The organism is Solwaraspora sp. WMMB335, assembly GCF_049179075.1.
In the GTDB taxonomy this organism is placed as follows: Bacteria; Actinomycetota; Actinomycetes; order Mycobacteriales; family Micromonosporaceae; genus Micromonospora_E.
In genome coordinates, this window is sequence record NZ_JBMHMF010000001.1 from 6,073,302 (window position 1) to 6,090,715 (window position 17,414).

At 76.9% G+C, this 17,414-nt stretch carries 2 protein-coding genes (1 of these 2 only partly in view); both read left to right on the forward strand.

Translation table 11 applies throughout. From position 1 onward, the window contains the following. Window positions 1-6,441 (forward strand): type I polyketide synthase, encoded by a 6,441-nt coding sequence (locus ACN27F_RS26360; RefSeq protein ID WP_421440457.1) that lies wholly within the window; start codon window positions 1-3, stop codon window positions 6,439-6,441. Beyond that, window positions 6,438-17,414, forward strand: partial view of an SDR family NAD(P)-dependent oxidoreductase gene (locus tag ACN27F_RS26365; protein WP_421437919.1) — the 5' portion only. It continues 5,451 nt past the right edge of the window; 10,977 of the gene's 16,428 nt are visible here — the first part of the coding sequence; its start codon is at window positions 6,438-6,440; its stop codon lies off the right edge, out of view. Before ACN27F_RS26360 ends, ACN27F_RS26365 begins: the two co-directional genes overlap by 4 nt.

The window sequence follows — 17,414 nt, forward strand, 5'->3', positions numbered from 1 at the left end:
CTGGTCCGCTACCTCAAGAAGGTCGCCGGCGACCTCAACGAGGCCCGGGCCAGGCTGCGCGAGTTCGAGGACCGTGCCGGCGAACCGCTGGCCATCGTGGGCATGAGCTGCCGGTACCCCGGCGGCGTCACGTCCCCCGAGGAGCTGTGGCAGCTCGTCGCCGAGGGCCGCCAGGCCACCAGCGACTTCCCGCGCGACCGCGGCTGGGCCGTCGACGAGCTCTACCACCCCGACCCGAACCACGTCGGCACCTCGTACACCCGCAGCGGCGGCTTCCTCGACAAGGTCGGCGAGTTCGACGCCGAGTTCTTCGGCATCAGCCCCCGCGAGGCCTTCGTGATGGACCCGCAGCAGCGGCTGCTGCTGGAGGGCGCCTGGGAGGCCTTCGAGGACGCCGGGATCGACCCGACCTCCCTGCGCGGCTCCGACACCGGCGTGTTCTGCGGCGTGATGTACCAGGACTACGGCTTCGTCGCCGGCGTCAGCGACCTGCGCCCCGAGATCGAGGGCTACCTCACCATCGCCTCCGCCGGCAGCGTCGCCTCGGGCCGGATCAGCTACACGCTGGGCCTGGAGGGCCCCGCCGTGTCGGTCGACACCGCGTGCTCGTCCTCGCTGGTCGCGATCGCCCAGGCTGCCCAGGCGCTGCGCAGCCGCGAGTGCTCGCTGGCCCTGGCCGGCGGCGTCACCGTCCTGGCCCGGCCCGCCGTCTTCGTCGAGTTCAGCCGCCAGCGCGGCCTCTCGCCCGACGGCCGGTGCAAGGCCTACGCCGCGGCGGCCGACGGCGTCGGCTGGGCCGAGGGCGTCGGCCTGCTCGTGCTCGAGCGGCTGTCCGACGCCCGGCGCAACGGCCACGACGTCCTCGCCGTGATCCGCTCCGCCGCGGTCAACCAGGACGGCGCGAGCAACGGCCTCACCGCCCCCAGCGGCCCGTCCCAGGAGCGGGTGATCCGGCGGGCCCTCGCCGAGGCCGGGCTCCGGCCCTCGGACGTCGACGTCGTCGAGGGCCACGGCACCGGCACCCCGCTCGGCGACCCGATCGAGGCCCAGGCCATCCTCGCCACCTACGGCCACGGCCGCGAGCACGGCCCGGTCCGGCTCGGCTCGGTGAAGTCGAACATCGGCCACACCCAGGCGGCCGCCGGCGTCGCCGGCGTGATCAAGATGGTCATGGCGATGCGGCACGGCATGCTGCCGCGCACCCTGCACGTCGACGCCCCGTCGCCGCACATCGACTGGACCGGCGGCGACGTGCGGCTGCTGACCGAGGCCGAGCCGTGGGCGGCCGGCGAGCGGCCGCGCCGCGCGGGCGTCTCGTCCTTCGGCGTCAGCGGCACCAACGCCCACGTCATCGTCGAGGAGGCCCCGGCCCCGTCCGGCGAGCCGGCCCCGCCCGCGCCGACCGCCCCCGCCCCGGCCGCCATGCCGGTGCTGCTCTCGGCCCGCGGCGAGGCCGCGCTGCGCGCCCAGGCCGACCGGCTGCGCGCCGAGCTGATCGCCCGGCCCGGCCTGTCGCTGCTCGACGTCGGGCTCTCCCAGGCCGTCGCGCGGGCCCACCTGGAGCGCCGCGCCGCCGTCGTCGCCACCGACCGCGGCCAGCTGCTCACCGGTCTCAAGGCGATCGCCGAGGGCGAGCCGGCCGACGAGGTGGTCGAGGGGCAGGCCAGCAACGGCCAGGCCGTCTTCGTCTTCCCGGGCCAGGGCGCGCAGTGGGAGGGCATGGCGGTCGAGCTGCTCGACGCCTCGCCCGTCTTCGCCACCGAGATCGCCGCCTGCGGCCGGGCCCTGTCCGCGTTCGTCGACTGGCGGCTCGAGGACGTCCTGCGCGGCGTGCCCGGCGCGCCCGCCCTGGACCGCGTCGACGTGGTCCAGCCCGCCCTGTTCGCGGTGATGGTGTCCCTGGCCCGGCTGTGGCGGTCCTACGGCGTCGAGCCGGTCGCCGTGGTCGGGCACTCCCAGGGCGAGATCGCCGCCGCCTACGTGGCCGGCGGGCTCACCCTCGACGACGCCGCCCGCGTCGTGGCCCTGCGCAGCCAGGCCGTGCGGGACCGGCTGGCCGGGCACGGCGCCATGCTCTCCGTCGCGCTCCCGGCCGCCGAGGCCGAGCGGCGCATCGCCGCCTACGCCGGGCAGCTGTCCGTCGCCGCCGTCAACGGCCCCGCGACCGTCGTCGTCTCCGGCGGCGCCGACGCCGTCGAGGACCTGCTGGCCGCCTGCGAGCGCGAGGGCGTGTGGGCCCGGCGGGTCCCGGTGGACTACGCCTCGCACTCCCACCACGTCGAGGCCATCGAGTCCGAGCTGCTGCAGCAGCTGGCGCCGATCGCGCCGCGGGTCGGCACCGTCGCCTTCTTCTCCACCGCCGCGGGCGAGTTCGTCGACACCGCGAAGCTCGACGCCGAGTACTGGTACCGCAACCTGCGCGGCCGGGTCGGCTTCGAGCCGGCGATCCGGGCCCTGGTCGAGCACGGCGCCGGCTGCTTCGTCGAGGCCTCGCCACACCCGGTGCTGACCATGGCCGTGCAGGAGACGATCGAGGCGGTCGGCGCCGCGGACCGCGTCCAGGTCGTCGGCTCGCTGCGCCGTGGCGAGGGCGGCCCGGCCCGGTTCCTGCGCTCCGTGACCGAGGCCCACGCCCGCGGCGTCGCCATCGACTGGCCGGCCCTCTACGCCGGCACCGGCGCCCGGCGGGTGAAGCTGCCCACCTACCCGTTCCAGCACCAGCGCTACTGGCTGATGCCCGGCTCCGGCGCCGGCGACCTCGGCGCCGCCGGCCTCGGCCGCCTCGAGCACCCGCTGCTGGCCGCCACCGTCGAGGTCGGCGAGCGCGACGAGCGGCTGTTCACCGGCCGCGTCTCCCTGGACTCCGCGCCCTGGCTGCGCGAGCACGCCGTCCTCGGCACCGTCCTGCTGCCCGGCACCGCCCTGGTCGAGCTCGCCCTGGCCGCCGGCCGGGCGGCCGGCGGACCCGCCGTCGACGAGCTCGTCCTGCAGGCGCCGCTGGTCCTGACCGAGGGCGCCGCGCTGCGGGTCCAGGTCGTCGTCGGCGAGGCCGACCCGGACGGCCGCCGCGACGTCGCCGTCTACTCTCGTCCCGACACCGCCGGCGGCGACGAGGACCCGGCCGCGGCGACCTGCCACGCCCGCGGCAAGCTCACCACCGAGGCCGCCGCCGGCGAGCCGCTGCCGGCCGCCTGGCCCCCGCCCGGTGCCGCTGCCGTCCCGCTCGACGGGCTCTACGACCGGCTCGCCGACGCCGGGTATGAGTACGGCCCGATGTTCCAGGGCCTGCACGCGGTGTGGCGCAGCGGCCCGACCGTCTACGCCGAGGTCACGCTGCCCGAAGGTACCGCCGCCGACCGGTTCGCGGTCCACCCGGCGCTGCTCGACGCGGCCCTGCACCCGATCCTGCTCGACAAGGCCCCCGGCTCGCCGGTCGACCTGCCCTTCGCCTGGTCGGCGGTCCGGCTCGGCCCGGCCGCCGGCGCCACCCGGGTCCGGGTGCGCATCGCCCCGGTCGACGATTCCACGCTGCGCATCGACGTCACCGACCAGACCGGCGCCGCCGTCGCCGCCGTCGACCGCCTCACGCTGCGGCCCGTCGACCCGGCCCAGCTCAACGGCGGGCACCGGCCCCGGCCCGACGCGCTGTTCGCCGTCGACTGGGTCGAGGTGCCCGAGATCCGCGGGGACGCCCCGGCCCGCACCGCCGTCCTGGGCGACCTCGCCGCCACGGCCGGCGAGCACCACGCCGGCCTCGCCGAGCTCGACGAGGCCGTCGCCGGCGGCGCGGACCGGCCCGACCTCGTGGTCGCGGCCGTCCCCGGCCCGGACGCCGGCAACCCGGCCGAGGCCGGCCGCCAGGTCGCCGCCCGCACGCTGGAGCTGCTCCAGCGCTGGCTCGCCAGCCCGTGGACGGCCGACGCCCGGCTGCTCGTCGTGACCCGCGGCGGCGTCGCCGTCGGCGAGGAGCCGGCCGACCTGGCCCAGGCGCCCGTCTGGGGCCTCGTCCGCAGCGCCCAGTCCGAGCACCCCGGCCGCTTCGTGCTCGTCGACGCCGCCACCGGCGAGCCGGCCCCCGACTGGGCGGCGCTGGCCGCGCTCGACGAGCCCCAGCTGGCCCTGCGCCACGGCCTGCCGCTGGCCCCGCGCCTGCGCCGGGCCCCGGCCGGACCCGAGGGCGCCGCCTGGCGGCTCGGCATCGAGCGCAAGGGCTCGCTCGACGACCTCACCATCCTGCCGTCCGGCGCCGACCGGGCGCTCGGCGTCACCGAGGTGCGCATCGGCGTGCGGGCCGCCGGCCTGAACTTCCGCGACGTGCTCATCGCGCTCGGCCGTTACCCGGGCGAGGCGCCGCTGGGCAGCGAGGCCGCGGGCGTCGTGCTCGAGGTCGGCGCCGGCGTCACCGACCTGGCCCCCGGCGACCGGGTCTTCGGCCTCGTCACCGACGCGCTCGGCCCGGTCGCGATCGCCGACCGCCGCACCGTCGTGCCGATGCCGGCCGGCTGGTCCTTCGCGCAGGGCGCCGCGATCCCGGTGGTCTACCTCACCGCCTACTACGGCCTCGTCGACCTGGCCGGGCTGCAGGCCGGCGAGCGGCTGCTGGTGCACGCCGCCGCCGGCGGGGTCGGCATGGCCGCCGTGCAGCTGGCGCACCACTTCGGCGCCGACGTCTACGCGACCGCCAGCCCCGCCAAGTGGCCCGCGGTGCAGGCCCTCGGCGTCGGCCGGGACCGCCTCGCCTCCTCTCGCGACCTGGGCTTCCGCGAGCAGTTCCAGGCGGCGACCGGCGGGCAGGGCGTCGACGTCGTGCTCAACGCGCTCGCCTTCGAGTTCGCCGACGCGACCCTGGACCTGCTGCCCCGCGGCGGCCGGTTCATCGAGATGGGCAAGGCCGACATCCGCGACCCGCAGGCCGTCGCCCGCGACCACGCCGGCGTGCGCTACCGCTCCTACGACATGATCGAGGCCGGCCCCGAGCGTATCCAGCAGATGCTCCTGGACATCGCCGCGCTGTTCGAGCAGGGCGTGCTGGAGCACTCGCCGATCCGGGCCTGGGACGTCCGCCAGGGCGCCGAGGCGCTGCGCCACCTGCGCGAGGGCCGCAACGTCGGCAAGGTCGTGCTCACCGTGCCGGCCCCGCTCGACCCGGCCGGGACGGTCCTCATCACCGGCGGCACCGGCGGCCTCGGCGCGGTCGTCGCCCGGCACCTGGTCACCGCCCACGGCGCGGGCAACCTGGTCCTGCTCAGCCGCCGCGGCCCGGCCGCCGCCGGCGCCGCCGACCTCGTCGCCGACCTGGCCGCGCTCGGCGCCCGCGCCCGGGCCGTGGCCTGCGACGTCGCCGACCGCGACCAGCTCGCGGCGATCCTGGCGGACCTCGACGCGCCGCTCACCGCGGTGGTCCACGCGGCCGGGGTCCTCGATGACGGCGTGATCGAGGCACTCACCCCCGAGCGGCTCGACGCCGTCCTGCGACCGAAGATCGACGCGGCGGTACACCTCGATGCCCTCACCGCCGACGAGCCGCTGGCCGCGTTCGTGCTGTTCTCGTCGATGGCGGCCCTGATCGGCAGCTCCGGCCAGGCGAACTACGCCGCCGCCAACGCCTTCCTCGACGCCCTCGCCGCCCGCCGCCGCGCCGCGGGACGGCCGGCCCAGTCCCTCGCCTGGGGCCTGTGGGCCGACGCCACCGGGATGACCGGCGAGCTCGGCGAGGCGGAGCTGGCCCGGCTGGCCCGCCAGGGCATCGGCGCGCTGCCCACCGAGCTCGGCGTCGAGCTCTTCGACGAGGCCGGGCGCTCCGGCGGGGCGCTCATGGCCCCGGTCGTGCTCGACCCGGCCGCGCTGCGGGCCCAGGCCCAGGCCGGCCTGCTGCCGCCGCTGCTGCGCGGGCTGGTCCGCTCGCGGGCCCAGCGGGCTGAGGCCGCGACCGTCTCGCTGGCCGAGCGGCTCGCCGCCGTCGACCCCGCCGACCGTGAGGCCGTCACCCTGGACCTGGTCCGGGCGCAGGTCGCCGCGGTGCTCGGCCACGCGGGCGCCGACGCGATCGAGGCCGACCGGGCGTTCAAGGAGCTGGGCTTCGACTCCCTCGCCGCGGTCGAGCTGCGCAACCGGCTCAACCGCGCCACCGGGCTGCGGCTGCCGACCACGCTCGTCTTCGACCACCCCAACGCTGGGGCGGTCGCGCGGTATCTCGTCCCGCTCGCCCTGCCCGGCGCCGCCCCCGACGAGCGGCCGCAGACCGACGACGACCGGCTCCGCGCGGTCCTGCAGTCCATTCCCATCGGCCATCTCCGCCGGGCCGGCCTGCTCGACCCGCTGCTGGAGCTGGCCGCCGACGGTGACGGCACCGGGCCGGCCCCGGACGAGGAGCCCGGGGCGTCGATCGACGACCTGGACGTCGAGGCCCTGATCCGGATGACCCACGAGGACACGGTATGAGCAGCCCCAGTGACCAGAGCGCCGTCGTCGACGCCCTCCGCAAGTCGCTCAAGGAGACCGAGCGCCTCCGGCAGCAGAACCGGCGCCTGCTCGCCCAGGCCGCCGAGCCCCTCGCGATCGTGGGGATGAGCTGCCGGTATCCGGGGGCCGCGTCGCCGGATGCGCTGTGGGACCTGGTGGCGGCCGGCCGCGACGCCATCGGTGGGCTGCCGTCCGACCGCGGGTGGGACCTGGAGCGGCTCTACGACCCGGACCCCGATCGCATCGGTACCGTCTACACCCGCAACGGCGGCTTCCTGCCCGACATCGCCGGCTTCGACGCCGGGTTCTTCAGCATCAGCCCCCGTGAGGCCCTCGCCATGGACCCGCAGCAGCGGCTGCTGCTGGAGGGCGCCTGGGAGGCCATCGAGGACGCCGGCATCGACCCGACATCGCTGCACGGCACCAGCACCGGCGTCTTCTGCGGCGCCGGTGCGGTCACCGGCTACGGCGGCTTCCAGGCCGCCGAGCTGGAGGGCTTCCGCATGACGGGCACGCTCACCAGCGTCCTGTCCGGCCGGGTCGCCTACACCCTCGGCCTGGAGGGCCCGGCCGTCACCGTCGACACCGCCTGCTCGTCCTCGCTGGTCGCCCTGCACCTGGCCGCCCAGGCCCTGCGCGGCGGCGAGTGCTCCCTCGCCCTCGTCGGCGGCGTGACCGTCCTGGCCAGCCCGTTCCTGCTGCTGGAGTTCAGCCGGCAGCGCGGCCTCGCCGAGGACGGCCGCTGCAAGGCCTACGCGGCCGCCGCCGACGGCACCGGCTTCGCCGACGGCGTCGGCGTCATCGTCGTCGAGCGGCTCTCCGACGCGCAACGCAACGGCCACCGGGTCCTGGCGGTCGTGCGCGGCAGCGCGGTCAACCAGGACGGCGCCAGCAACGGCCTCACCGCCCCGAACGGCCCGTCGCAGGAGCGGGTCATCCGCTCCGCGCTCAGCGCCGCGGGCCTCTCGCCCGCCGACGTCGACGCGGTCGAGGGCCACGGCACCGGGACCCGCCTCGGCGACCCGATCGAGGCCCAGGCGCTGCTGGCGACCTACGGGCAGGACCGGACCAACGGGCCGCTGCGGCTCGGCTCGATCAAGTCGAACATCGGCCACACCTCGGCCGCGGCGGGTGTCGCCGGGGTCATCAAGATGGTCCAGGCGCTGCGCCACGAGACGCTGCCGAAGACCCTGCACGTCGACGCGCCTTCCCCGCACGTGGACTGGGAGTCGGGCCAGATCCGGCTGCTGACCGAGGCCGAGCCCTGGGTCGCCAACGGCCACCCGCGCCGCGCCGGGATCTCGTCCTTCGGCGTCAGCGGCACCAACGCCCACGTCATCCTCGAAGAGGCCCCCGCCGCCGAGGAGCCGCCGCCCCCGGCCCGCCCGGCCGGCGTCCCCGCGCCGATCGTCATCTCCGCCCGCGACGAGGCCGCGCTGCAGGCCCAGGCCGACCGGCTGCGCGCCCGCGTCCTCGCCGACCCCGACCTGTCCGTGCCGGACCTGGCGTTCTCCCTCGCCACGACGCGTGCCCACCTGCCGCACCGGGCCGCCGTCGTCGCCGCCGACCGCGACACCCTGCTCAACGGCCTGACCGCGCTGCCGCTCACCGGCCGCCCCGTCGCCGGCAAGACCGCCGTGCTCTTCACCGGCCAGGGCGCCCAGCGGCCCGGCATGGGTCTCGACCTCGCCGCGGCCTACCCGGTCTTCGCCGACGCGTTGGCCGCGTTCTGCGCGGAGCTGGGCCTGTCGGCGTCGGCGCTCCTGAACTCACCCCGGCTGGACGGCACCGCGGTGACCCAGCCCGCACTGTTCGCGGTCGAGGTCGCGCTCTACCGGCTCGCGGAGTCACTCGGGATCCGCCCCGACTACCTGATCGGTCACTCGGTCGGCGAGCTGGCGGCCGCCCATGTGGCCGGTGTGCTGTCGCTGTCCGATGCGGCGAAGCTGGTGACCGCCCGCGGGAAGCTGATGGGTGCGTTGCCGGCCGGTGGCGGGATGGCCGCGGTGCAGGCGTCCGAGGAGGACGTGCTGGCGTCGCTGGTCGAGTTTGCGGATCGGCTGACGATCGCGGCGGTCAACGGCCCGTATGCGGTCGTCGTGTCGGGTGAGCTGGCGGCGATCGATGCGTGGCTGCCGCTGATGGAGGGCCGCAAGACGACCCGGCTCCGGGTGAGCCATGCGTTCCACTCGCAGCTGATGGAGCCGATGCTCGCGGAGTTCCGGACGGTGGCGCAGGGTCTGACGTTCCACCCGCCGACCATGGCGGTGGTGTCGAACGTGACCGGCGCGGTGGTGTCCGATGAGTTGTGCGATCCCGAATACTGGGTTCGGCATGTGCGGCAGGCGGTGCGGTTCGCCGACGGTGTCCGCACGTTACAGCGGCAGGGTGTGACCCGGTTCCTGGAGCTGGGCCCGGACGGTGTGCTCACCGCGATGGCCCGGCAGACCCTCGACGGCGTCGACGGGCCGGTGTTCGTGCCGGCGCTGCGGGCGAAGCAGGGTGAGGCGGAAACGTTCGCCGGGTTCCTCGCCAAGGTCCACCTGGCCGGGGTCGAGGTCGACTGGGCGGCGGTGTTCCCGGGGGCCCGGCGGGTCGGGCTGCCGACCTATGCCTTCCAGCGGCAGCGGTACTGGACGGCGGCGGACACCGGCACCGGCGACCCTGCCGCGGCCGGCGTCGACCGGCTCGAGCACACGATCCTCGTCGCCGCCGTGCCCGTCGGCGACCGCGACGAGTGGCTGTTCACCGGCCGGCTGTCCACCGAGAGCCACCCGTGGACCGCCGAGCACGTCCTGCTCGGCACCATCGTCGTGCCCGGCACGGCCCAGGTCGAGCTCGCGCTCGCCGCCGGCCGGCAGCTCGGCTGCCCCGTCGTCGACGAGCTCGTCCTCGCCGCGCCGCTCATCCTCACCGCCGGCGTGCCCGTCCAGATCCAGGTCCGGGTCGGCGAGCCGGACGACGACGGCCGCCGCGACGTCGCCGTCTACAGCCGCGCCGAGACCGCCCCGGCCGAGATCACCTGCCACTCCCGCGGCACCCTGACCGCCGCGACCGACCCGGCCGCCGCCGGGTCCGACGAGTGGCCCGACGAGTGGCCGCCCGCCGGGGCCGAGCCCGAGCCCGTCGAGTCGTTCTACGCCCGCCTGGCCGACATCGGCTACGACTACGGCCCCACGTTCCACGGGCTGCGCAGCACGTGGCGGCTCGGCGACGAGATCTACGCCGAGGTCGCGATCCCGTTCGAGAGCACCGACCCGGCCGCGGGCTACGGCCTGCACCCGGCCCTCTTCGACGCCGCCCTGCAGGCCGGGGCGGCCCTGCTCGCCGAGGACGGCCGGCAGCAGATGCCGTTCAGCTGGACCGGGGTGCGGCTGGACCGCGCCGGCGCCACCGAGCTGCGCGTCCGCGTGGCCGTGACCGGCGAGTCCGTCCTGCGCCTCGACGTCACCGACGACACCGGCGCGCCCGTCGTGTCCGCCCGGTCGATCGCCACCCGGCCCGTCGAGCCGGCCCAGCTCGCGGACGGGCGCGCGCAGCGGACCGACCCGCTGTACACCCTCGCCTGGGTCCCGGTCACGCCCGAGCCGGCCGGCGCGGCCACGGCCGCCCGCATCGGCGCCGGCGGCGAGCACGCCGACCTCGCCGAGCTGGAGCGGGCGATCGCCGCGGGCGCCGCCGTGCCGCCGGTGGTGGTGCTGACCGTGCCCGGACCGGACGGGGCGGACCTGCCCGGGGCCGCGCACGCGGTCGCCGCCTGGACCCAGGCCACCGTCCAGCGGTTCCTCGCCAGCGCGGCCCTCGCGGACAGCCGCCTGGTCCTCGTCACCCGCGGCGCCGTCGCGGTCGGCGGCGAGGCCCCCGACGTCGCCCTGGCCACCCTGTGGGGCCTGGTCCGCAGCGCGCAGAGCGAGCACCCGGACCGCTTCGTGCTCGTCGACCTCGACCCCACCGGCGGCGACGCCGACCCGGCCGCCGTCGCCGGCCCCGGCGAGCCGCAGGTCGCGGTCCGCAACGGCCGCCTCCTGGCCCCCCGCCTGCAGCCCGCCACCGCCGACGCGCCGCCGCCCGCCCTCGACCCGGCCGGGACCGTCCTCATCACCGGCGGCACCGGCGGCCTCGGCGCGGTGCTCGCCCGGCACCTGGCCGCCCACTACGGCGCCCGCGACCTGCTGCTGCTGAGCCGCCGCGGCCCGGCCGCCGACGGCGTCGCCGCGCTCGTCGCCGACCTGGCCGCGCTCGGCGCCCGGGCCCGGGCCGTGGCCTGCGACGCCGCCGACCGCGAGCAGCTCGCCGCGGTCCTGGCCGGCCTGGACGCGCCGCTGACCGCCGTCGTCCACGCGGCCGGCGTCCTCGACGACGGCGTCCTCGCCTCGCTCACCCCCGAACGCCTCGCGGCGGTGCTGCGGCCGAAGATCGACGCGGCGGTCCACCTCGATGCCCTCACGGCCGGCCAGCCGCTGGCCGCGTTCGTGCTGTTCTCGTCCGTCGCCGCGCTCATGGGCAGCGCCGGGCAGAGCAACTACGCCGCCGCGAACGCCTTCCTCGACGCCCTCGCCGCGCGCCGCCGGGCCGACGGGCAGCCGGCGCAGTCGCTGGCCTGGGGCCTGTGGGCCGACGCCGGCGGCATGGCCGGCACCCTCGACGACGCCGAGCTGGCCCGCCTCGGGCGCCTCGGCGTCGGCGCCCTGTCCACCGCGGCGGGCCTCGCCCTGTTCGACCGCTCGGCCCGGACCGCCGCCGCCGTGACCGCACCGGTCCGCCTGGACGTCGCCGCGCTGCGGGCCCGGTCCCGGGCCGGCACCCTGCCGCCGCTGCTGCGCGGCCTGGTCCCCGCCGCCCCCGGCCGGTCGGGCCCGGCCGGCGGGTCGCTGGCCCAGCGGCTGGCCGCCGTCGACGCCGCGGACCGGGAGCGGTTCGTCCTCGATGTCGTGCGCGGCCAGGTCGCGGCCGTGCTCGGGCACGCCGGCGCCGACGCGGTGGCCGGCGACCGGGCGTTCAAGGACCTCGGCTTCGACTCGCTGTCGGCGGTCGAGTTCCGCAACCGCCTGGCCCAGGCCAGCGGGCTGCGGCTGCCCTCGACGCTGGTGTTCGACCACCCGAGCCCGGCCGCGGTGGCGCGGCTGCTGCTGGCGGAGCTCGGCGCCGTCGCCCCGGCCGCTCCGGCCGCCCGCCGCCGAGGCCGCGCCCGCACCGACGAGCCCCTCGCGATCGTGGGGATGAGCTGCCGGTACCCCGGCGGCGTCACCTCACCCGAGCAGCTCTGGCGGCTCGTGCACGAGGGTCGCGAGGCCACCTCCGGCCTGCCGGCCAACCGCGGCTGGGACCTGGAGCGGCTCTACAACCCCGACCCCGAGGTGCCCGGCACCGTCTACACCACCGGCGGCGGCTTCCTGCACGAGGCCGGCGAGTTCGACGCCGGCTTCTTCGGCATCAGCCCCCGCGAGGCCCTGGCGATGGATCCGCAGCAGCGGCTGTTGCTGGAGGGGGCGTGGGAGGCGTTCGAGAGCGCCGGGATCGACCCGGACACGCTGCGCGGCACCGACACCGGCGTCTTCTGCGGCGTCGTCGCCACCGACTACGGCGACACCCCGTCCGCGGAGGTCGAGGGTTTCCGCCTCACCGGTACCACCGCCAGCGTCGTCTCCGGCCGCCTCGCCTACACCTTCGGCCTGCAGGGCCCGGCGGTCTCGGTGGACACCGCCTGCTCCTCGTCGCTGGTCGCGCTGCACTTGGCGTCGCAGTCGCTGCGCGGCGGCGAGTGCTCCCTCGCCGTCGTCGGCGGCGTCACCGTCATGGCGAGCCCGTTCCTGCTGACCGAGTTCAGCCGCCAGCGCGGCCTCGCCCCCGACGGCCGCTGCAAGTCCTACGCGGCCGCCGCCGACGGCACGGGCTTCGCCGACGGCCTCGGCGTCCTCGTCCTCGAGCGGCTCTCCGACGCCCGCCGCAACGGCCACGAGGTCCTCGCCGTCATCCGCGGCAGCGCCATCAACCAGGACGGCGCCAGCAACGGCCTGACCGCCCCCAACGGGCCCGCCCAGGAGCGCGTCATCCGCGACGCCCTCGCCGCCTCCGGCCTCGGCCCGTCCGACGTCGACGCGGTCGAGGGCCACGGCACCGGTACCCGGTTGGGCGACCCGATCGAGGCCCAGGCCCTCCTCGCCACCTACGGCCGGGAGCGGTCGGACGGCCCGCTGCGCCTGGGCTCGATCAAGTCGAACATCGGCCACACCTCGGCGGCGGCGGGTGTCGCCGGGGTCATCAAGATGGTCCAGGCGCTGCGCCACGAGACGCTGCCCCGAACCCTGCACGTGGACGCGCCCTCGCCGCACATCGACTGGGACGCCGGCCAGATCCGGCTGCTCACCGAGGCCGAGCCGTGGGTCGCCAACGGCCACCCCCGCCGCGCCGGCATCTCCTCCTTCGGCGTCAGCGGCACCAACGCCCACGTCATCGTCGAAGAGGCCCCGCCGGCCCCGGCCCCGGAGCCCGCCCCGCCGCTCACCCCCGGCCCGGTCCCGGTCCTGCTGTCGGCGAAGAGCGACGCGGCGCTCCGGGCCCAGGCCGACCGCCTGCGGGAGCACCTCCTCGCATACCCCGACCTCGCCCTGCCCGACCTCGCCGCCTCCCTGGCGACCTCCCGCGCCCGGTTCGAGTACCGCGCCGCGGTCGTCGCCACCGACCGCGACGCTCTCCTGCACGGCCTGACCGACCTTGCGCTGACCGGCCGCCCGCTGACCGGCGGGACGGCGGTGCTGTTCACGGGCCAGGGTGCCCAGCGGCCCGGCATGGGTTTCGACCTCGCCGCGGCGTTCCCGGTGTTCGCGGACGCGTTGGACGCGGTCGGTACGGAGCTGGGCCTGTCGGCGTCGGCACTCCTGAACTCACCCGAGCTGGACGACACCGCGGTGACCCAGCCGGCATTGTTCGCGGTCGAGGTCGCGCTGTTCCGGCTCGCGGAGTCCCTCGGGATCCGCGCGGACTTTCTGATCGGCCATTCGGTCGGTGAGCTGGCGGCCGCGCATGTGGCCGGTGTGCTGTCCCTGCCGGACGCGGCGAAGCTGGTGACCGCCCGCGGGAAGCTGATGGGTGCGTTGCCGGCCGGTGGCGGGATGGCCGCCGTGCAGGCGACGGAGGACGAGGTTCTGACGTCGTTGGCCGGGTTCGAAGATCGGCTGACGATCGCGGCGGTCAACGGCCCGCATGCGGTCGTCGTGTCGGGGGAGTCGGCCGCGATCGATGCGTGGCTGCCGCTGATGGAGGGCCGCAAGACCACCCGGCTGCGGGTCAGCCACGCGTTCCACTCCCACCTGATGGAGCCGATGCTCGCCGAGTTCCGCACGGTCGCGCAGAGCCTGACCTTCAACCCGCCCACCATCGCGGTCGTGTCCAACGTGACCGGCGCCGTGGTCTCCGATGAGTTGTGCGACCCCGAATACTGGGTCCGGCATGTGCGGCAGGCGGTCCGGTTCGCCGACGGCATCCGCACCCTGCACGGTCTCGGTGTGACCAGGTTCCTGGAACTCGGGCCGGACGGTGTGCTCACCGCGATGGCGCGGCAGACCCTCGACGACGTCGACGGATTGGTGTTCGTGCCGGCGCTGCGGGCGAAGCAGGGTGAGGCGGAAACGTTCGCCGGGTTCCTCGCCCAGGCGCATCTGGCCGGGGTCGAGGTCGACTGGGCGGCGGTGTTCCCGGGTGCCCGGCGGGTCGAGCTGCCGACGTATGCGTTCCAGCGGCAGTGGTACTGGCTCGACCCGGCCAACGCCGGCGACCCCGAGACGATCGGCCTCGGCCGCGTCGACCATCCGCTCCTCGCGGGCGCGGTCCGGGTCGGCGACGGCGACTCGTGGCTGTTCACCGGCCGCCTGTCCACCGACGCCCAGCCGTGGGTCCGCGACCACGCCGTCCTCGGCCGCATCGTCGTGCCCGGCACCACCATGGTCGAGCTCGCCGCCGTCGCCGGCCGGCACACCGGCGCCCCGCTCGTCGACGAGCTGGTCATCGCGAGCCCGCTCGTCCTCGCCGCCGGCGCCGCCGTGCAGCTGCAGGTCACCGTCGGCGAGCCCGACGCGGACGGCCGCCGCGACGTCGCCGTCTACAGCCGCCCCGACACCGGCGCCGACACCACCTGCCACGCCCGCGGCACCCTCACCGCCGACAGCGGCGCCGAACCGCAGCCGTGGCCGGCCGAGTGGCCGCCGGAGGGGGCCGAGCCCGTCGCCGTCGACGCGCTCTACGCCGGGTTCGCCGACGTCGGCTTCGACTACGGCCCCGCCTTCCAGGGGCTGCGCGCCGCCTGGCAGGACGGCGACGTCGTCTACGGCGAGCTGGCCCTGCCCGACGAGCACGCCGCCGCCGCCCGCGGCTTCGACCTGCACCCCGCCCTGTTCGACGCCGGCCTGCACGGCGCCCTCGCCGCCATCCGGACCCAGGGCGACGGCTTCTCCGCGCAGATGCCGTTCTCCTGGTCCGGGGTGCGGGTCGCCCGCTCCGGCGCCGCCGCGGCCCGGGTCCGCATCGACGTCGCCGACCGGCTCAACGTCCGCTTCGACCTCGTCGATGAGCACGACCGGCCGATCGCCGGCGTCACCCGGCTCACCTTCCGCACCGTCGAGGCGGCGCAGCTGCGCGGCGCCGAGGCCGGCGGGCCGCCCCCGCTCTACCGCATCACCTGGCAGGAGCCCGCCGCCCCGGCCGGCCCCGCGCCGCATGTCACCGTCCTCGACACCCTTGACGACGTCGACGCCCTGACGCCTGGGGTGGTGTTCGCGGTCGTCGACACCACCGCCGGCGCCGTCACCGAGCGGGCCCTGATGCTGGTGCAGCGGTGGGCCGCGGCCGACCCGGCCGACGGAGCCCGGCTGGTGCTCGTCACCCGTGGCGCCGTCACCGTCGGGGCCGAGCGGCCGGATCTCGCCGCCGCCCCCGTCTGGGGCCTGGTCCGCAGCGCCCAGTCCGAGTATCCGGGCCGGTTCGGGCTGCTCGACCTCGACCCGGTCGGCGCCGACCCCGACTGGGCGACCCTGGCCGGGTTCGACGAACCGCAGCTCGCCGTCCGGGCCGGGCGCGTCCTCGCGCCCCGCCTCACCGCGGCCACCGGCGACAGCGGCCCGGCGCCGGCCCTCGACCCGGACGGCACGGTCCTGATCACCGGCGGCACCGGCGGCCTCGGCGCGGTCTTCGCCCGGCACCTGGCGGCCGAGCACCACGTCCGCCACCTCGTGCTGCTCAGCCGCCGCGGCCCGGCCGCCCCCGGCGCCGCCGAGCTCGTCGCCGAGCTGGCCGCCATCGGCGCGCGGGCGCGGGTCGTGGCCGCCGACGCCGCCGACCGCGACCAGCTCGCCGCGGTCCTGGCCGGCCTCGACGCGCCACTGAGCGCGGTGATCCACGCGGCCGGCGTCCTCGACGACGGCGTCCTCGCGTCGCTGACCCCCGAGCGCCTCGCCGCGGTCATGCGGCCGAAGGTCGACGCGGCCGTCAACCTCGACGCCCTCACCGCCGGCCTCCCGCTGGCCGCGTTCGTGCTGTTTTCGTCCGTCGCGGCGCTGATCGGCAGCCCCGGCCAGGCGAACTACGCCGCCGCCAACGCCTTCCTCGACGCGCTCGCCGCTCGGCGCCGCGCCGACGGGCTCCCCGCGCAGTCCCTCGCCTGGGGCCTGTGGGGCGACGTCACCGGCATCGTCGGCCCCCTCGACGACGCCGAGCTGGCCCGGCTGGCCCGCCTCGGCGGCGAGGCCCTCACCACCGAGGCCGGCCTGGCCCTCTTCGACCGGGCCGGGCGCAGCGGCGAGGCACTCCTCGCCCCGGTCCGCTTCGACGTCGCCGCGCTGCGCGAGCAGGCGAAGTCCGGCGCACTGCCCGCGCTGCTGCGCGGCCTGGTCCCGGCCTCGGCGGCCCGGCCCTCCGCGGCCGGCGGGTCCCTGGCCCAGCGGCTGGCCGGGCTCGACGCCGCGGACCGGGAGCGGATGGTCCTCGACCTCGTGCGCGCCCAGGTCGCGGCCGTGCTCGGGCACGCCGGGGCCGGTGCGGTGCCCGAGGACCGGGCGTTCAAGGACCTCGGCTTCGACTCGCTCTCGGCGGTCGAGCTGCGCAACCGGCTGGCCCAGGTGAGCGGCGTACGGCTGCCGTCGACCCTGGTCTTCGACCACCCGAGCCCCGTCGCCGTCGCGCGGCTGCTGCTCGCCGAGGCCGGCGCCGCCGAACCGGCCGCGCCGCCCGCGACCCGGCGCCGCACCCGGGGCCGGGCCGACGAGCCCCTCGCGATCGTCGGCATGAGCTGCCGCTACCCCGGCGGCGCCGGCACCCCGGAGCAGCTGTGGCGGATGCTCGCCGAGGGCCGCGACGGGATCACCGGGCTGCCCGCCGACCGCGGCTGGGACCTGGAGCGCCTCTACAACCCCGACCCGGAGCAGCTCGGCACCGTCTCCACCCGCGGCGGCGGCTTCCTGGCCGAGGCCGGCGACTTCGACGCCGGGTTCTTCGGGATCAGCCCGCGCGAGGCCCTGGCGATGGACCCGCAGCAGCGGCTGTTGCTGGAGGGGGCGTGGGAGGCGTTCGAGAGCGCCGGGATCGACCCGGACACGCTGCGGGGCACCGACACCGGCGTCTTCTGCGGCGTCGCCACCTCCGACTACGCGGCCGCCCCGGCCGGCGGCACCCCCGAGGTCGAGGGCTTCCGGCTGACCGGCGCGACCAGCAGTGTCGCCTCCGGCCGCCTGGCCTACACCTTCGGCCTCGAAGGCCCGGCCGTCTCCGTCGACACCGCCTGCTCCTCCTCGCTGGTCGCGCTGCACCTCGCGTCGCAGTCGCTGCGCGGCGGCGAGTGCTCCCTCGCCCTCGTCGGCGGCGTCACCGTCATGGCCGGCCCGTTCCTGCTCATGGAGTTCAGCCGGCAGCGCGGCCTCGCCCCCGACGGGCGCTGCAAGTCCTACGCCGCCGCCGCCGACGGG